This window comes from Indolivaga macrotermitis (assembly GCF_900128985.1).
In the GTDB taxonomy this organism is placed as follows: Bacteria; Bacteroidota; Bacteroidia; order Bacteroidales; family Dysgonomonadaceae; genus Dysgonomonas_A; species Dysgonomonas_A macrotermitis.
In genome coordinates, this window is the sequence record NZ_FQUC01000001.1 from 420,837 (window position 1) to 438,477 (window position 17,641).

Consider the following 17,641-nt stretch of genomic DNA (forward strand, 5'->3'; position numbering starts at 1 on the left):
TTTATGAGGAAAAATATAAGTTATTTACTGACAGTATGTCTTTTCTGCTTGTTTGGCGGACAGATTGCATTTGCGCAGGGACAAGACAAAGAAGTATACCTGTTTTCGTACTTTAAGGGGAATGGCGACGGGTTACACCTTGCGTACAGTACAGATGGTCTTAAATGGGAAAGTTTGAATAACGATTCAATCTACCTGAAACCTATTCTGGGTAAGGATAAGTTGATGCGCGACCCAAGTATTGTTCAGGATGATAAGGGCACTTTTCATATGGTCTGGACTACCGGATGGTGGGATCAGGGTGTAGGATATGCTTCATCAAAAGACCTCATAAACTGGTCGGAGCAAAAGAATATCCCTGTTATGGAGAAGTTTACAGGAACACGCAATACATGGGCTCCCGAAGTGTTTTACGATAAGAAAGACAAAACATTTTATATCTTCTGGGCTTCTACTATACCGGACGCTTATCCTGAGGTTGAAACAACGACTAATGAAAAAGGGTTGAACCACAGGCAGTATTACGTAACAACGAAGGACTTCAAAGCATTCTCTGATACTAAATTGTTTTTCGATGGCGGATTTAGTGTAATCGATGGTGCCATTATACAAAAAGATAACAAATATTACTTATTTGTGAAGGACGAAACCTCAGTGCCTACAGAGAAAAATATAAGGGTTACATCGGGCGATAAGCCATATGATTTTCCTACGCAGGTATCTGCTCCGATTTCAGAAAACTGGGTAGAAGGGCCTGCTCCTTTACAGGTAGGAGAGTATGTGTATATTTACTTCGATAAATACCGTAGTAAAAAGTATGGAGCTATCCGTTCGAAGGACATGCAAACATGGGAAGATGTATCGGACAGGGTGTCATTTCCGTCGGGAACCCGGCATGGTACAGCTTTTACCGTGTCGCCCGAAGTGCTGGCAAAACTGAAAAAGTAAAATCAGAGTTGATATTATAAAAAGGAGGTGCGATAAATCTAATCACACCTCCTTTACTTTTAATACTATTTTGTTATTCATCCTTTTTATCCGGCTGTTGTCCATATTTCGACGGCGAACATTTATACTGCGATTTAAAGCATTTACTGAAATAGAAAGGATCTTCGAATCCAACTTTAAACGATACCTCCGAAACCGTGAATTCACCGGTTAAGAGTAGTTCTGCCGCTTTCTTCAAGCGCTTAACCTTAATCAGTTCGTTAGGCGAAAGCCCGGTAATACCTTTCACTTTCTTATAGAAAATAGTACGTCGCAGTTTGGCCAATTCGGCAAACCTATCTACAGAAAACTGATAATCGGCAATATGTTCTTCCAGTATCTGGTTTATCAGATTATAGAAGTCTTTATCTTTATCGGTACTCGTAATCAGGTTTCCATCGAGAACATACTCGTTCGAAAAACGCTTTTTCAACAACTCGCGTTGTTCGATCAGTTTAAATACACGGGCAACAAGGTATTTCAGGCTGAATGGTTTCATTATATACGCATCAGCACCGCTTTGTATCCCTTCCAACTGATGTTCGATCGAAGAGTGTGCTGTCAGTAATATGATAGGTATATGACATGTCTGGAAATCTTCTTTCAGGCAACGGGTAACCTCGAAACCATCCATTTCTGGCATCATTACGTCGCATATAATCATGTCAGGATTGGTTTCCCTCGCTTTGATAAGCCCTTGTTTGCCGTTTTCTGCAACATCTACCATAAAATGTTTACTGAATTCGTCTACTAAGAAATTGCGTATGTCGTCATTATCGTCTATTATCAGCATTTTGTAGTTACCTAATACAGCATCGTCTATTTCAGGGAGCTGCATATCCGTGGCGTCTGAAGGATATACGACTTTATTGTTCGGTTTCTCTTCTACAATGTCGGGGAGTGATGCGGAGACAAAATGTTCGCCTTCGTATTTTTTCTGGTCGGTAGATAATTCGACCCTGAATATAGATCCTCCTTCGGGATTGTCTTCATACCATATTCTGCCTTTATGTACATCCACAAACTCTTTTACGAGGTGTAATCCTACTCCTGTACCCGATGATGAGAAATTAATTTGCATGAAACGGCTGAATAGCAAATGCTGCATATCCTTAGAGATACCTATGCCGTTGTCTTTAACCGAGATAAGGTAGGTACGATTCTGTTCATTAACCTCAATGATAAGTTCGATACGTCCGTCTCTGGGAGTAAACTTAAATGCATTGGATAGTAGATTGTACAATATTTTATCTACTTTACGCCTGTCGATAAAGACATTAAAAGAGGCTAGGTTATGAGTGAAAGTATAATCGATATTCTTTTGCACAGCTATTTCCTGAAATCCGGAATAGATCTCATCGGCAAAAGAAATAATATCGGTTTCTTCAAGGTCGAGAGTCAATACATTATTCTGTAGTTTTCTGAACTCTAGCAGCTGATCGATCAAGCGGGTCAATATTACTGAGTTCCGGCTCAAGACCTTCACTTGCTTGCTAATCATCGGAGGAATCTCGGACTGTTCGTTCAGATTCTCCACAGCACCCCGGATAAGAGTTAACGGAGTTCGGAACTCATGTGATATATTGGTAAAGAACCTGAGCTTATGGTTAGTCAGCTCTTTTTCTACCTTTATGTTGTTGTTCAAGATGTTGAATTTCAGGGCAAGACGTGATACGATGTATAAGATTACGGCAAATATCAGGATGTAGACAATATAGGCGTAAACCGACTTCCAGAAAGGAGGCGTTATAATAATCTCTAACTGGGTAACATTCTCATTCCAGATTCCATCACTGTTACTGCCTTTCACTAAAAAGATATATTTTCCCGGAGGTAAATTCTTATATGTGGCTGTATTATGATTGTTCGGCGAACTCCATTGCTTATCATAATTAGTCAGCATATAGCTGTATTTATTCTTCTGGGGATCTTTTAGAGCCAGAGTTGCAAATTCCAGAGTGAACGTATTCTGTTTGTAATTCAATTCTATCTTGTTGGTATAACTGATAGCTTTGGTCAGAGGTGAGTCTTCTGTTCCGGCTTCTACTTTTTGGTTATAAATAAATAAGTTGGTCAGAGTAACCGGAGGTACATGTATATCGGGGATAAACGAATCGGGATTGAATACTAAAAGCCCGTTTAGACTTCCCCACAGCATATTACCATTCTCGCTATAGATATTGGCATTCTCGTTAAAATGATTGCCATACGTTTCTTCAGAAAAATGATATACCATAAAAGAATGGTTCTTTATGTCGAACTTGGTGATCCCATTTTCACTGCTGATCCATAGATTATGTTCTTTGTCTTCAAGTATTCCGGTAATGACATCCCCCGATAAACCGTTGTCGGTTGTATAGGCTTCGAATGAATTGGTGCTTTCGATGTATTTATTGAGCCCTCCTCCAGCAGTACCTATCCATATTGTACCGAAATCGTCCTCGTAAAACGTCTTTATGTCATTACAACTCAGAGAATTTTTATTATTCAAATCTAACTGATAGCTGACATATGCTTCAGGATTTTTGATCAATTCCTCCGGCTGAAAACGTATTATACCTTCGCTGGTACCTGCCCATATACGGCTTTTACTGTCCTGAAACAGATAACGTATATAACTCTTATTTCCAAGATTATTGAAAAAATGCGAGAAGCTAATATCCGCTCCTGTTTTGGTTATGAGGTTGATTCCTCCTCCGAAAGTACCGATCCACATCCGTCCTTTATTATCTTTCAGGATATTGAAGATAGAGTTGTGGCTCAATCCGTTTTTTTTCGGATTGTTTTCGTCATATTTGGTATGGTATATTTCTTTGTGGGTTTCCTGGTCGAATATATAAAGTCCGTTACCTTTAGTTCCTACCCATATACGGTGCTCGTTGTCTTCGGCTATAGTGTATGGATTGAGATCTACTTGTATACATTTATTAGCAGTGAGGTTGAAGTTGTATACATATAGGCTTCCGTTTTTAGTACCCAGCCAGATGTTACCATACGAATCTTCGAACAAGGTACGTACATTATTGTTCTTTCCTATCGACGAATCTTCTTCGGGACGTAATATTTGTAATCCGTAACTGGCTTTGACTACTTTAATAATACCTGCATATTCGCTCCCAATCCAGATATTCCCGTATTTGTCTTCGGTTATTGATAAAAGGTAGTCCGAAGCAAGACTATTCTCGTTAGGACTGTATTTATAGTTAGATAGTTTTCCGTCAGTAGGATTGTAACAGAACAGTCCGTTACCATAAGTTGTGATCCAGATTAAATTTTCGGAATCGATAAAGATATTGTAACGTTCGTAGTCGATAATTTTTACAATATCGTAGGGTATCAGGTCGAGCTTTTTCGAACTCTGTGTTACCGGGTTAAAATACCAAGCTTTGCCGGAATGGTTATAAAGCCATAGCCCTTTATTCTTATCAGTTATAAGTTCTATGTTACCTGTCAGTTCTTTATCATTGGCCCAGTCCATTTTACCGAATTTACGGGTATTGGTATTGTACGACATAACCCCGTAAAAACGGGTAATAAGTAGCAACTCGGTATTCGATAGCCGGGCTATATTGGTAAAATTATATTTAAGAAGAGGATATGTTATTTCTTCGAATGTCTTTTTTCTAAGGTCGTATTCAACAATGACCGAGTTTTCGGTAGAGAAGTATATTTTGTTATTCATCTCTACGGCATTAGTAAACGAATATTTGTTTTCGAAAAAAACTTCGGGTTTGTTATCCTCGGTTATACGGAATATTCCGGATGTTCCCCCTATCCATGTCGAAGATTTGGAGTCCTCTAAAATGAAACGGCACTGTCTTCTATTAATTTTATCGGTTAGAAAAGGAGTGGAAATAATTTTTCCGTCTTTTTTCTTTATTTGCAGGCATCCATTAGTATTGCCCCACAACCATATTTCACCATGGGGTGACTCATAGTAATCGTTATATGCTATAGTGGCATTTTTATATCCTTCCGGCTGGTAATCGATAAAAGAATCGCTGACAGGATCATAACAACTAAACTCATTTTTATAGGTTTTAATCCATAAGTATCCGTCTTTATCTTGAAAAACGTCTTTTATACGGTTGTCTATTAGTGATTTTGGGTTTCCCGGTTGGGGCTTGTATGTGAAAAGTTGATAGCCGTCGAAACGGTTTAGCCCATTCAATGTCCCTACCCAGATAAATCCTTGACGGTCTTCAAGTATTGCCCGTACAGTATTCTGGGATAAGCCATTCTTGGTACTGATCTGGCTAAAATAAATATTATCCTGTTGACTCGGGAATACCGACAGACAAAAAAGTACACTTATTAAAAGTGAAATAGATTTCAATTTATTCATATTTTTGGGGTGAGGATAATTCAAAAAGTAAAAGTTGTTATGAGTCTTTCGATGTCAACTTTTTATAACATTACTACGTTAACCAAAGGTACAAAAAATAATGGTTGTAAGAAAAAAGTGATAAAAAATCTATATGTATGAATTATTTTACAGGTGGCTAATGTGAATGAAAATGAGATGAATAAAAGCTAGCCGATGTTCTGAAAGTATCGGATAAGGCAAAAAGTGTAGATTTTAGAGTCTAAAATCGAAATGAAGATACAAATCTATATGACGGCTTTTTTCGGTAAAACAAAAGAAAGGACAATTTTACATTTTTTTAGAAAAAAACAGAGAGTATATTTGTAAGAACCGGAAGTTTATGTAAGACTAAACTTCCATTTTATTATTAACCAGAAAATAAAACCCCAGTCTAGTTTATGAAAATATCATTTTGTGGCGTGTTGAGTACAGTTTCTGCATGTTTTGGAATTGCAATGCCTTCTTTGGCACAGGATATAAAAAAAGATCAACCTAATGTACTTTTTATTTTAGCAGACGATTTGGGATACGGCGATTTGGGTTGTTTCGGGAATAAAGTAATCAAGACCGAGACCATTGATAAGCTTGCATCCGAAGGCATTACGTTTACAGACTGCTATGCAGGGGCAAGTGTATCTTCTCCATCGCGGAGTTGTCTGATGACAGGTTTGCATACAGGGCATACACGTATCCGTGGTAACATGTGCCGTACAGGAGGTATTGTCGGAGAGCGCGAAGGTATTGGAACTGTGAGGCGTATCAATCTGATGCCGCAAGATTCTACAATAGCCAATGTATTGTCCAATAACGGATATGTAACTTGTCTGGTCAATAAATGGCATCTGGATGGCTTTGATCCTTCGGCAGGACCTCTCGATCGTGGATTTGACGAGTTTTACGGGTGGCTGATAAGAGAGCCGCAGAGCCATAACTATTATCCTTCGAAGAGATGGCGTAACCGGGAAGAGTATACCATTACCGAAAATTTAAATGGCGAACATGTGGATCATAATACAGACAGGTCTACAGACGAAGCTATCGATTTTTTACGCCGTCACAAAGACGATAAGTTTTTCTTGTATCTTGCTTATAATGTACCACATGTTCCGCTCGACAGTAAATCTTGGGGCATATATAAGAATGCCGATATGTCGCCTAACGATAAATCGTATGCTGCACTGGTAACTCATATGGACGAGTCGATAGCTAAAGTTTTGGAAGAGCTGAAAAAACTGGGAATTGATGATAATACAATAGTGGTGTTTGCTTCGGATAACGGTGGAGCTAAAGCCGCCATGACTGAAAAGTTGGTCATAAATGGGCAACTCCGCGGATGGAAAGGCGAGTTGTATGAAGGTGGGATACGCGTACCATTGATAGTAAGATTACCCGACCGGAAAAATGCCGGATCGATAAGTAGCTTTCCATGCTATTTTCCCGATATATTTTCCACACTTGTTGATATGACCAATGCAAAAACAAGCCTTATTACGGATGGAGTAAGTGTATATCCTGAGATTAAGTCTCCCGGAACTATGGATCAGGATCAACGGTATCTCTATTGGGAACAGTATCCCTCGAAAGGTATTTCGCAGGCTGTAAGATGGGGTGACTGGAAATTGATTCGCCAGAATCTGAATAAGGAGATGGAATTATACAATCTGAAGGATGATATCCGGGAAACAAAGAATCTGGCGGATCAGCATCCCGATATTATAGCTAAGTTAGCCCGATGTCTGACTGAATCTCATACTGAATCGGAAAATTGGCCGGTAGGTTTGGTTGAATAGTTTATGAAAGCAGAAGAGAAAAGCAATGTTTAGAGAAAAATAACCACGTTAAAAAATATAGATTATAAATTCTACATAGTAGATAAATAAAGATGCGAATATAATCGGGCAGAAATTTAGTTTCTTGCCCGATTTTGTTGTTTATCAGTGGTATATGAAAAATGTATTTAGGTTTTGTACAAATGTCAATGCCTCATATTGATAAAATTCCAGTAGAATGGACAAAAATACATTTGTTGGAAATAGCATAAAAGTAATCTTTGTGATGTTAATAAATCTTTACCAAATGGCCCATGCATGAAAAATTTGTTCTTAGTGCTACTTTTTAATTAAGAATATAATACTCTCTAAATACTCACAATTTAATTTTAATACCTAGATGAAGAATTCAAAAAAGATGAAGCTTTTCGAAGCTAGAAGTTTATTGACTGCATTATTCTTGTGCTTGTCAATAATGGTATTTGCTCAATCGAAAACTGTCAAAGGAACGGTTGTTGATGAAAAAGGCGAAGCCATTATAGGAGCAAGTGTTTCGGTAAAAGGAACTACTACCGGAACAATGACAGATCTGGATGGAAATTTTTCCATAATAGTGAATAACAATGATGTATTAACAATCTCTTATGTAGGTTATACGGAACAATCAGTTTCTGTAGCTGGAAAAACTAATGTCAGAGTTGTTTTGGCCGAAGACTCTCAGATTCTAGAAGAATTTGTAGTTGTAGGTTACGGTGTTCAGAAGAAAACAGATGTAACTGGAGCTATGGCTCGTGTGGGTGAAAAAGAACTGACAGCTATGCCTGTTAAAGATGCTGTACAAGCTATGCAAGGTAAAGCTGCCGGTGTAGATATTACTTCCAACCAGCGTCCCGGACAAACCGGCGAAATAAGAATTCGTGGTGTTCGTTCAATCGGAGCAGATCAAGGTCCTTTGTATGTAGTGGATGGTATGGTTTTACAGTCAGGGGCTAGTGGTACCGGTAGTGGCAATAATAGTAGTGGTATAGATAATCTAAATCCGAATGATATCGAATCTATTGATATTTTGAAAGATGCATCAGCAACTGCTATTTACGGATCTCGTGGAGCAAATGGTGTTGTTTTAGTAACCACAAAAAGGGGTAAAGCCGGAGCTCTTTCTGTAAACTATTCGGGAACAGTGACACTGGAAAAACTTTATAATGTATCGGAAAATATGAGTGCTGCAGAGTGGTTGGAATATGCCCGTATTGCAAAATATAACATAGGTACATACGGATCGGCAACACCATCTTATGAGGCAGATTATGCATTGTGGGGAACTCTAGGCCTATCATGGGAAAATATAGCAAAAGGATGGACAAATAATAATACAGTGTGGGATCCATCGAAAGTAGGTAGCTATGATTGGGAAAAGCACGGAAAACGGACAGGAGTATCAACAGAACATACATTGAGCGTATCAGGAGGTAATGAGAAAGCTCAAGGATATGCATCGTTTGGTTACTTAAAACAAGAAGGTACACAACCCGGGCAGGATTTTACTCGCTATTCGGGAAAAGTTAGTTTCGATGCGTCTCCTACTAAATGGTTTAAAATGGGAGCATCAATCAACTTAGCGTGGAGTAATCAGGATTATGGTTATAATTTTACAAAATCAGAGACCGGAGCCGGAGATTATTATAGTGCATTACGTGGTATGTTGGCATGGACTGTTCCATATGATGAAAATGGTAATAATATAAAGTATCCGAATGGTGATATGAACATAATTAACCCGATTGATGAGCTTAAATACACTCAAAATAACCGCCAAACGTTGAATACTTTTGGTAACATATACGCGCAATTGGACTTCGGAGAAATGTATTCACCTCTGAAAGGATTAAAATACCGCATACAGTTCGGACCCGAATTTAAATATTATACTACCGGAACTTTCAATGATGAAGATGGTATTAATGGTAGTGGGAACAATATTGCTTCGTACAATAACTATCAAACACGTGCATGGACTCTTGATAACCTAGTTTATTATGATAGGAATTTTGGACTTGACCATAAATTAGGTCTTACTCTGATGCAATCAGCATCCAAGTATCACTATGAAGATGCAACAGCAAAAGCCACTGATGTTGCAACGTCTGAAGAACTATGGTATAATCTGGGTTCTGGAGGATCGATCGGAACTTTTGGTTCTGGATTGGTTGAAAGACAACTAGCATCTTATATGATAAGGGCAAATTATGGATTCAGGGATAAATATCTGTTAACGGCATCCGTTCGTTGGGATGGAGCTTCTCAGTTAGCAGATGGAAATAAATGGGCATCTTTTACTTCTATGGCTTTGGGCTGGCGTATAGATCAGGAAAAATTTATGGAGAATGTAAAAGCAGTTAGTGCCTTGAAACTCCGTTTAGGTGTAGGTACAACCGGAAACGCAGCTATTAGTGCTTATGCAACAAAAGGAGGGTTGACTCAGAATTATTATAATTGGGGAACAACGTCGTCGTCGTCGGGATATATTCCATCAGATCCAACTGTAAAAACACCTTCTAAAATGCCAAATCCTGACTTATCATGGGAAAGAACAACTCAATATAATGTCGGAGTAGATTACGGATTTCTGAAGAACCGGATTAATGGTAGTATTGATGTTTACAAATCTATAACAAACGACCTATTACTACCTATGTCGATACCTTCATTAGTAGGATATGTATCTACTTATGCTAATGTGGGAAAAACTGAAGGTTGGGGTATTGATTTGCAAATAAACTCGACTAATATAGAAACGAAGGATTTTACATGGTCTACTACATTAACATGGTCAAAAGATAGAAATAAGATTAAGGAGTTGGCTAATGGAAGATCCGAGGATATCGAGAATAACTTGTTTGTAGGTAAAGAAATTGGTGTTTATTATGACTATGTATATGATGGGATATGGAAGACTTCGGAAGCTGAAGAAGCTGCTAAATATGGCCGCAAACCCGGACAGATCAGAGTGAAAGACCTGGATGGAGATGGTACTATAGATGCTAACTACGATCGTAAAGTAGTAGGTTCTATTCGCCCCGATTGGTCAGGAGGTATTACTAATACATTCAATTATAAAAACTTAGAATTATCTTTCTTCATCTATTCGCGTTGGGGATTCACTGTTCCTAATGGAGCATTAACATTAGATGGACGCTATCAGATGCGTAAAATAGATTATTGGGTAGCCGGCACTAATGAAAATGCCAGATATTATTCACCGGGATCAAATGGAGAAGCTGCCGACACTTATACTTCTTCGATGAATTATCAAGATGGTTCGTTTATCAAGATGAGGAATATCAATATTGGCTATAACTTCAATCAGAGACAAATAAAACAACTAGGTATCAAAAATTTGAAAGTTTATGCTCAATTGATGAATCCGTTTACTATATATTCTAAATGCGATTATTTAGATACCGACTTGTCTAATTACGACAATAACAAAACCACAGTAGGTTCATATACTACTACCAGAGCTTTGGTTTTCGGATTAAATATAGGATTCTAACAAATAACTAAGTAAAACTTGATTACAATGAAAATAAATAATAAAATACTATTATCATCATTTCTGGCTGCGGCTTTAGGCCTGACAATGCCTTCGTGTGGTGATGGTTTTCTGGAAGAGAATCTGACAACTATCCCTAGTACTGACTACTTAAAGACACAACAGGGGCTCGACGATCTGGCAACAGGGGCTTACTCTAATCTTAAATTTAAATTTAATTATGTCTGGGGTATCCAATTGTATAATTTGGGAGTGGATGAATTTACTGATGCAAATAATGCGATACCAAGTTTCAACTGTTACAGCGCTGACCTGAATTCCACAGAAGCATTATCCGGAGGATCTATTGCTCCATTGTGGAATACTATGTATGCTGGTATAGAACAAACCAATATCCTTATTCAGAATCTACCTCTTTATTACGATCAGTCGAATGCTAATTATAATACGCGCTTAGGTGAAGCTTATTTCATCCGTGCATATGCCTATATGCAGTTATTGACGCAATTTGGCGGAGTTCCGTTAAAGTTATATCCATCAACTGCTGTCGAAACCTATTTTACGCGTAATTCAGAGGATGAGTGCTTTGCACAAGTGATCTCCGACTTTGAAAAATCGTATGAATTATTACCAACTAGTCCCGCTCAAACAGGGCGTCTGACTAAATATGCAGCAGCCCACTATTTAGCAAAATCTCATCTGACCAGAGCTAGTGAATTGTATAGTTCATGGAATACAAACTATGTTGCAGCAGATTTAGATGCTGTTATAAAATACGGAGAAGAGGTTGTACAAGCACATCCATTGGTAAGCGATTATGTTTCATTATGGGATTATCAAAAAGCAAATAGCGCAAATGAAACAGTATCAGAAGTTGTCTTGGCTGCTCAATTCTCAGATGACCAATCGACTTGGGGGCGTTACGGAAACCAAATGCACCTATATTATCCATCTGTTTATATGAATCTAGCAGGATCAAAACGTGATATTTCAGGTGGTCGTGAGTTTTCTTATGCCCGTGCAACAAACTATACATTAGATGTATATGACCGTGTAAACGATTCTCGTTTTTGGAAATCTTTTGTAACAACATATGGAGCGAATGATACCTCCGGAGCTCCTGTATGGTCTGAAGATAACGCGTCTTTAGGCCCGTCAGGAACAGTCGCTGGGACAAAAAGATTTGTAGCTGGACAGCTTGGCATAAAATATATTGTAAATGATGCTGGTGATACCCGTTATAAGGCTGTGCCAAGCGATGTAACAGGTGTTACGAAAGGTGGAATCATGCAAAACACCCACACATTTGTCCGTTACTTCAACGGAGAAGCTCAGGCTTGGGTTGGAACACATGGAAACAACGGATATTATGGTGTTCAGAATAGGTCTGTTGCTTTATCTAAATACCGTGATGGATATCGTATCTCTATAGACAGCCAATTCGGAACCCGTGACGCTATTATGGCACGTTCAGCCGAAGATGTATTAATGATTGCAGAAGCTTATATCAGAAAAGGAGAGGGATATTATTCTAATGCTATCGAATGGATTAATAAGCTACGTGATCGCGCAGGCTACAAAAGCGGTGAAGACCGAACTAAGCACGTCGATGGAGGACAAGCTTATAAGAATAATTCATATTGTAACGGAAAAGGTGGAGGATATTCTGCAGACGGAGCTGTTTATTGGGAAACAAATACCTATTATGAGTCAAACAATGATATGCCTGTAACTACAGCTGCTACATCTATACGATTAAATTCAGTAACTGATGTATATAATTCGACTGTAGATAAGCCAATATACGAAAAATTGGGATGTTCTTCTAATGCCGAAAAAATGATGTGTTTCTTGCTTAATGAGCGTACACGCGAACTTTGTGGTGAAACATACAGATGGGAGGATTTAGCTAGGACAAAAACGTTAGAAGCCCGCTGGAAAGCATTCAATGATGGTTATGTAAGAGGTAATACCACCTTTAGTGCTTCTACGCACTATTATCGTCCGATACCTCAGGCATACTTGGATGGTATAACTAATGCAAACGGTGCTGCACTGACTGCAGAAGAAAAAGAAGCGATACAGAACCCTGGATATTAATCCTATATAATAAATATTCAAACTAAGCCCGAAAAATAGTAGGGCTTAGTTTTTAACTATCTAATACACACAACCTATGACAACAAGAATTTGGATACTATGCAGCTTATTAATTCTGTTGAGTTGGCTAGGAGAGTCTAACCTGAATGCTCAGCCCAATTATGATTACACAAAACTGAAACGTGAAAAACTAGGCAGAGGAGTCGTCGCTATAAAAAAAGATGACAGTACTAATGTTATTACATGGCGATACCTGTCGTCTGATCCGATTACCACTACATTTAATATTTACCGCAACGGAACGAAGATTAACCCTTCGCCAATAGATAAAGCTACTTTTTTTGAAGATAAGACTACAGAGTCTAAAGCATTAACCTATACTGTAAAAGCTGTAGTAAACGGCAAAGAAGAATCTAACCTATCCGGAAAGTATACTTTACCGGCAAATGCACCCATCGGTTATATAAATATACCGTTGGACATCCCTTCAGACGGTGTTACACCTGATGGACAAAAATACACTTATTCGCCCGGAGATGCCAGCATCGGAGATGTAGATGGCGATGGCGAATATGAAATCATATTGAAATGGGATCCCTCGAATGCCCATGATAATTCGCATAACGGATATACCGGAAACGTATATATCGATTGCTATAAAATAGACGGAAAAAAACTCTGGCGGATCGACCTTGGTCGGAATATCCGTGCAGGAGCACACTATACACAATTTATGGTTTACGATCTTGATGGAGATAATAAGGCCGAGATAGTAATGAAAACCGCAGACGGAACCACGGACGGACGGGGTTCTGTAATCGGTGATGTCAAAGCGGATTACCGCAACCAATATGGGTTTATAATAGAAGGACCCGAGTATCTGACCATATTCAACGGAGAAACAGGAAAAGCGATGCAAACCATCGACTATATCCCTCAACGCGGAGATGTATGTAAATGGGGCGACTGCAGAGGAAACCGGGTTGACCGTTTTCTGGCAGCTATAGCTTATCTGGATGGAGTACATCCGAGTGTTGTAATGTGCCGGGGATATTACACCCGCACGGTATTAGCGGCATTTGACTGGAGGGATGGAAAACTGGCCAGTCGCTGGGTATTCGACTCCGATATGCCAGGTAACCAAGCTTATGCAGGGCAAGGTAACCATAACCTGAGGGTCGGAGATGTGGATGGAGACGGTTGTGACGAAATAATATACGGATCATGTGCTATAAATAATGATGGGACAGGGTTTTATTCAACAGGGTTAGGGCATGGGGATGCTCTTCACCTGACCGTTTTCGATCCTACCCGCAAAGGAATGCAGGTTTGGGATTGCCACGAAAATAAGAGAGATGGGTCTACATTCAGGGATGCTGCAACCGGAAAGATTATTTTCCAGTTGCCATCAAAAATAGATGTGGGCCGTGCAATGGCAGCCGATATAGACCCCAATTACCCCGGAGTGGAGATGTGGGCAATAGACACCAATGGTATATTTAATGTGAAAGGAGAACGCATTAATGCCCCCGATTGTCAGGTTTCGATCAACATGGCTTGTTGGTGGGATGGCGATCTGACACGTGAATTATTAGACAAAGTCACAGTTTCTAAATATGATCCGGCTACAGGGCGTAGCAATGCTATCTTCAAAGCCGAAGGATGTCTCTGGAATAACGGAACGAAGTCTAATCCCGCTATTCAGGGAGATATACTGGGCGACTGGCGCGAAGAGATACTTTTCCGCACAGCCGATAATAAGAACTTGCGGTTGTATGTATCTACCGAACCTACCGGCTATCGGTTCCATACATTTTTGGAGGACCCGGTATATCGCATCAGCATGGCTACACAAAACGTAGCCTATAATCAGCCGACACAACCAGGATTTTATTTCGGGTCGGATTTGGGCAAAATATTTAAAGAGAAAGAAATCGTAACAAAAGACAATTTTATACTGTTGGATGCCGGAATGGATTACGACAGCTATAACTGGTCGGTTGGAGGAACAAACCGTGAACGTAAACTAACGACTAACGATATTCCTGAAGGAAAGAGAACCGAAGTAGAACTGAAAGTGACCTACCGGGGATATGAATTTACAGATCATGTTTTTGTGACCTTAAATGCAAAATGATATGAAATTTATAAAGCAGCTACTAATAACCGGAATACTATCCGGAGCAGCCATATCCTCTACAGCCGGGGAAATGGGCAGGTTATTTCCTTCCGAAAAATATGTAATGATAGACCACATTACCGGGAATCCGATAACAGTGCTGACGAGTGCTAAGACAAGCGATGCTAAGTTGTATCAGACCCATCCCCAGTGGACATCGGATGGACGGTTTATTGTGTTTCGCTCATCAGATCGTGCTACAGATAAAACATCGCAGGCATTCGCTGTAAATGAAAGTACCGGAGATATTATCCAGCTTACGGATGGCGAAGGCACCGGTACCGGAAGCCTGAATGTAGCCCGGCTATCAAATAAATTGTATTATTTCAGAAATAGCAATAAAAAGAAAACGTTGATCGAATTGAATCTCGATTCGCTGATAAACGATAGTTACAGACAATCGGTAAAGGACAAAACCGCATATGAAAGAATCATAACAACATTGCCTGATGATTTGGCAGAATCGGGCGGTTTTACCCTCGATGCAGACGAAACTAAAGCTTATGTAGGTGTTCGCCGGATCGGAGTAGAACCAACAGAACCTCATAACGATAATTTCAGGATACAGCAGGTTCCCTCGGGAATACGATCGATAGACTTAGTAACAGGAGAAATAGCCAAAGTAGTGGATGTGTCCTTTACCATGGGGCATTTGCAGGCTAACCCTTTTGTCCCCGGCGAAATTCTTTATTGTCAGGAAACCGGAGGTGATGCTCCCCAGCGTATGTGGATGGTCAATGCCGATGGTTCGGGCAACCGTCCATTGTACGTAGAAAATCCCGACGATTGGGTAACTCATGAAGCATGGGTCGATAAAGACCATGTATATTTCAATGTAATGGGGCATCTTGACCGCCTCCGAACTAAAGCGACCGGACTTTTCAGCATAAATGTACGGACTAATAAGGTAGATATCTTGGGGCAGCTCGATTATGGCTCCGGATTCTGGCATTGTGGCGGCACTTCTGACGGAAAGTGGGCAGCTTCCGACAATTTCGAAGGTGAAGTTTATCTTATCAATTGTCACACAGGACAGAGAACATTACTGACAGCCGATCATAAGATGAAGCCCGACCATACACATCCGTCTTTTAGTCCCGACAATACTCGCGTATTGATACAATCGGGGCAAGTAAGTGACGGAAAGAAGCTGGATTTGATGGTCGTGAATATACCTTCTTATTTGAAGTTTTAAGAGATTTGAAAACTAACAACAATATATTTTCGAGATATTAAAATTATGACAAAGACTTATAAACATGTTTTATTGGCATTTTTTCTAATAGCGAGTAACTTCTGTGTATTTGGGCAGAAGGAGCAAAATAAAGTCAATGACTTCAATACTCCCTTGCACTTACTGCCACCGGATTATAAAACCCCCTACGGGGAGGTTTCGACAAGCAATATCAAGCAATCGTTAGATCGCATACTGAAATACCTTGAAGGGGCGACACCTGCCCGGGTGATCAATAAAGATACACATAAGGAAATAACAGACCTTTCGAAGATAGATAAAGACTCGGAACTCGACAGAGGATCATTCCGGCTCGCCAGTTACGAGTGGGGTGTAACCTATTCCGGAATGCTCGAAGTAGCAGCCGCGACGGGAGATAGCAGTTATTACCACTATGTGAAAGACCGCTTTGAGCTTCTCGCAAATGCAGCACCCCAGTTTAAGCGGATAATGAACGATTACGGTGTGATCGATCCTCAAATGAAGCAATTGCTCACCCCTCATGCTTTGGATGATGCCGGAGCTATGTGCGCGGCAATGATCAGGCTTCAGCAGTCGTCGAAACTCAATTTTGACCTGAGAAGTATTATCGATAATTACATGAATTATATCATGTATAAGGAGTATCGCCTATATGATGGCACTTTTGCCCGCAAACGCCCTCAGATGAATACCCTCTGGCTCGACGATATGTATATGAGTATACCGGCTATCGCTCAAATGGGAAAACTGACAGGCGAAGGCAAATACTATAATGAGGCGGTAAAGCAAATCAAGCAGTTTACAGAACGGATGTTCGTAAAAGAAAAAGGCTTATACATGCATGGCTGGGTAGAATCGATGGATGATCATCCTGCATTCTTCTGGGGTAGGGCCAATGGTTGGGCTATTCTCACTATGACCGACGTGTTGGATGTGCTGCCTCAAAATCATCCCGAAAGGCAAGTAGTATTAGAACAGTTACGGAAACATATAAAAGGCATTACTTCGTATCAGTCGGGTGAAGGGTTCTGGCACCAATTACTCGATCGAAACGATTCGTATCTCGAAACTTCGGCTACAGCTATCTATGTATATTGTATTGCGCATGCAATAAATAAAGGATGGATCGATCCGGTCGCATACGGACCCGTTGCCCAGCTAGGCTGGAATGCCGTTTCATCTAAAGTGAATAGCATGGGTCAGGTCGAAGGAACATGTGTAGGAACGGGTATGGCTTTCGATCCGTCGTTCTACTATCATCGTCCTGTAAATGTGTATGCCGCGCACGGTTACGGACCTGTGTTGTTGGCAGGAGCCGAAATGATAAAGCTGCTGAATAAGTTCTATCCGAAGATGAATGACAGTGCGATCCAATATTATACAACGCCACAAAACACTACAGCTCCTATATTCGGAGTAGAAGATTCGACACGTCCCGATGCTATCGTTTCCGGCAGTAGCCGTAAGAATG

At 40.0% G+C, this 17,641-nt stretch carries 7 protein-coding genes and 1 pseudogene; 7 read left to right on the forward strand and 1 reads right to left on the reverse strand.

Translation table 11 applies throughout. The features are described from left to right. Window positions 1-3 precede the first annotated feature (3 nt). Window positions 4-948 (forward strand): glycoside hydrolase family 43 protein, encoded by a 945-nt coding sequence (locus BUC12_RS01705; RefSeq protein WP_062175442.1) that lies wholly within the window; start codon window positions 4-6, stop codon window positions 946-948. Between the two features lie 73 nt (window positions 949-1,021). On the opposite strand, the gene BUC12_RS01710 is transcribed toward BUC12_RS01705, so the two are convergent. Next, a complete protein-coding gene (locus BUC12_RS01710) occupies window positions 1,022-5,332 on the reverse strand; it encodes a hybrid sensor histidine kinase/response regulator transcription factor (RefSeq protein ID WP_062175443.1) in 4,311 nt (1,436 codons plus the stop codon). Window positions 5,333-5,751: 419 nt separating this feature from the next. Between BUC12_RS01710 and BUC12_RS01715 the strand changes: the two genes are divergently transcribed. The 6 genes and pseudogenes from BUC12_RS01715 to BUC12_RS01740 form a co-directional block, all read left to right on the forward strand. Beyond that, window positions 5,752-7,143 carry an arylsulfatase gene (locus BUC12_RS01715; protein WP_062175444.1) on the forward strand — a complete coding sequence of 464 codons (1,392 nt, stop codon included), beginning with the start codon at window positions 5,752-5,754 and terminating at the stop codon, window positions 7,141-7,143. 379 nt (window positions 7,144-7,522) lie between these two features. After that, window positions 7,523-10,675: a SusC/RagA family TonB-linked outer membrane protein gene (locus BUC12_RS01720; RefSeq protein ID WP_062175445.1), complete on the forward strand. Its 3,153-nt coding sequence runs from the start codon at window positions 7,523-7,525 to the stop codon at window positions 10,673-10,675. 27 nt (window positions 10,676-10,702) lie between these two features. After that, window positions 10,703-12,775, forward strand: coding sequence for a RagB/SusD family nutrient uptake outer membrane protein (locus BUC12_RS01725; protein WP_062175446.1), 2,073 nt, complete (start codon window positions 10,703-10,705; stop codon window positions 12,773-12,775). 76 nt (window positions 12,776-12,851) lie between these two features. After that, window positions 12,852-14,912: a rhamnogalacturonan lyase gene (locus BUC12_RS01730; RefSeq protein ID WP_062175447.1), complete on the forward strand. Its 2,061-nt coding sequence runs from the start codon at window positions 12,852-12,854 to the stop codon at window positions 14,910-14,912. A 1-nt stretch (window position 14,913) separates the two neighbouring features. Continuing rightward, entirely contained in the window at window positions 14,914-16,149 is a 1,236-nt protein-coding gene (locus BUC12_RS01735) for an oligogalacturonate lyase family protein (RefSeq protein ID WP_062175842.1), read from the forward strand. Between the two features lie 45 nt (window positions 16,150-16,194). Next, a pseudogene (locus BUC12_RS01740) lies at window positions 16,195-17,595 on the forward strand (glycoside hydrolase family 88/105 protein); the annotation flags it as partial. Between the last annotated feature and the right edge of the window lie 46 nt (window positions 17,596-17,641).

Coding starts and splice junctions, on each gene's coding strand:
- BUC12_RS01705 (WP_062175442.1), top strand. CDS start 4: ATGAGGAAAAATATAAGTTATTTACTGACAGTATGTCTTTTCTGCTTG.
- BUC12_RS01710 (WP_062175443.1), bottom strand. CDS start 5,332: ATGAATAAATTGAAATCTATTTCACTTTTAATAAGTGTACTTTTTTGT.
- BUC12_RS01715 (WP_062175444.1), top strand. CDS start 5,752: ATGAAAATATCATTTTGTGGCGTGTTGAGTACAGTTTCTGCATGTTTT.
- BUC12_RS01720 (WP_062175445.1), top strand. CDS start 7,523: ATGAAGAATTCAAAAAAGATGAAGCTTTTCGAAGCTAGAAGTTTATTG.
- BUC12_RS01725 (WP_062175446.1), top strand. CDS start 10,703: ATGAAAATAAATAATAAAATACTATTATCATCATTTCTGGCTGCGGCT.
- BUC12_RS01730 (WP_062175447.1), top strand. CDS start 12,852: ATGACAACAAGAATTTGGATACTATGCAGCTTATTAATTCTGTTGAGT.
- BUC12_RS01735 (WP_062175842.1), top strand. CDS start 14,914: ATGAAATTTATAAAGCAGCTACTAATAACCGGAATACTATCCGGAGCA.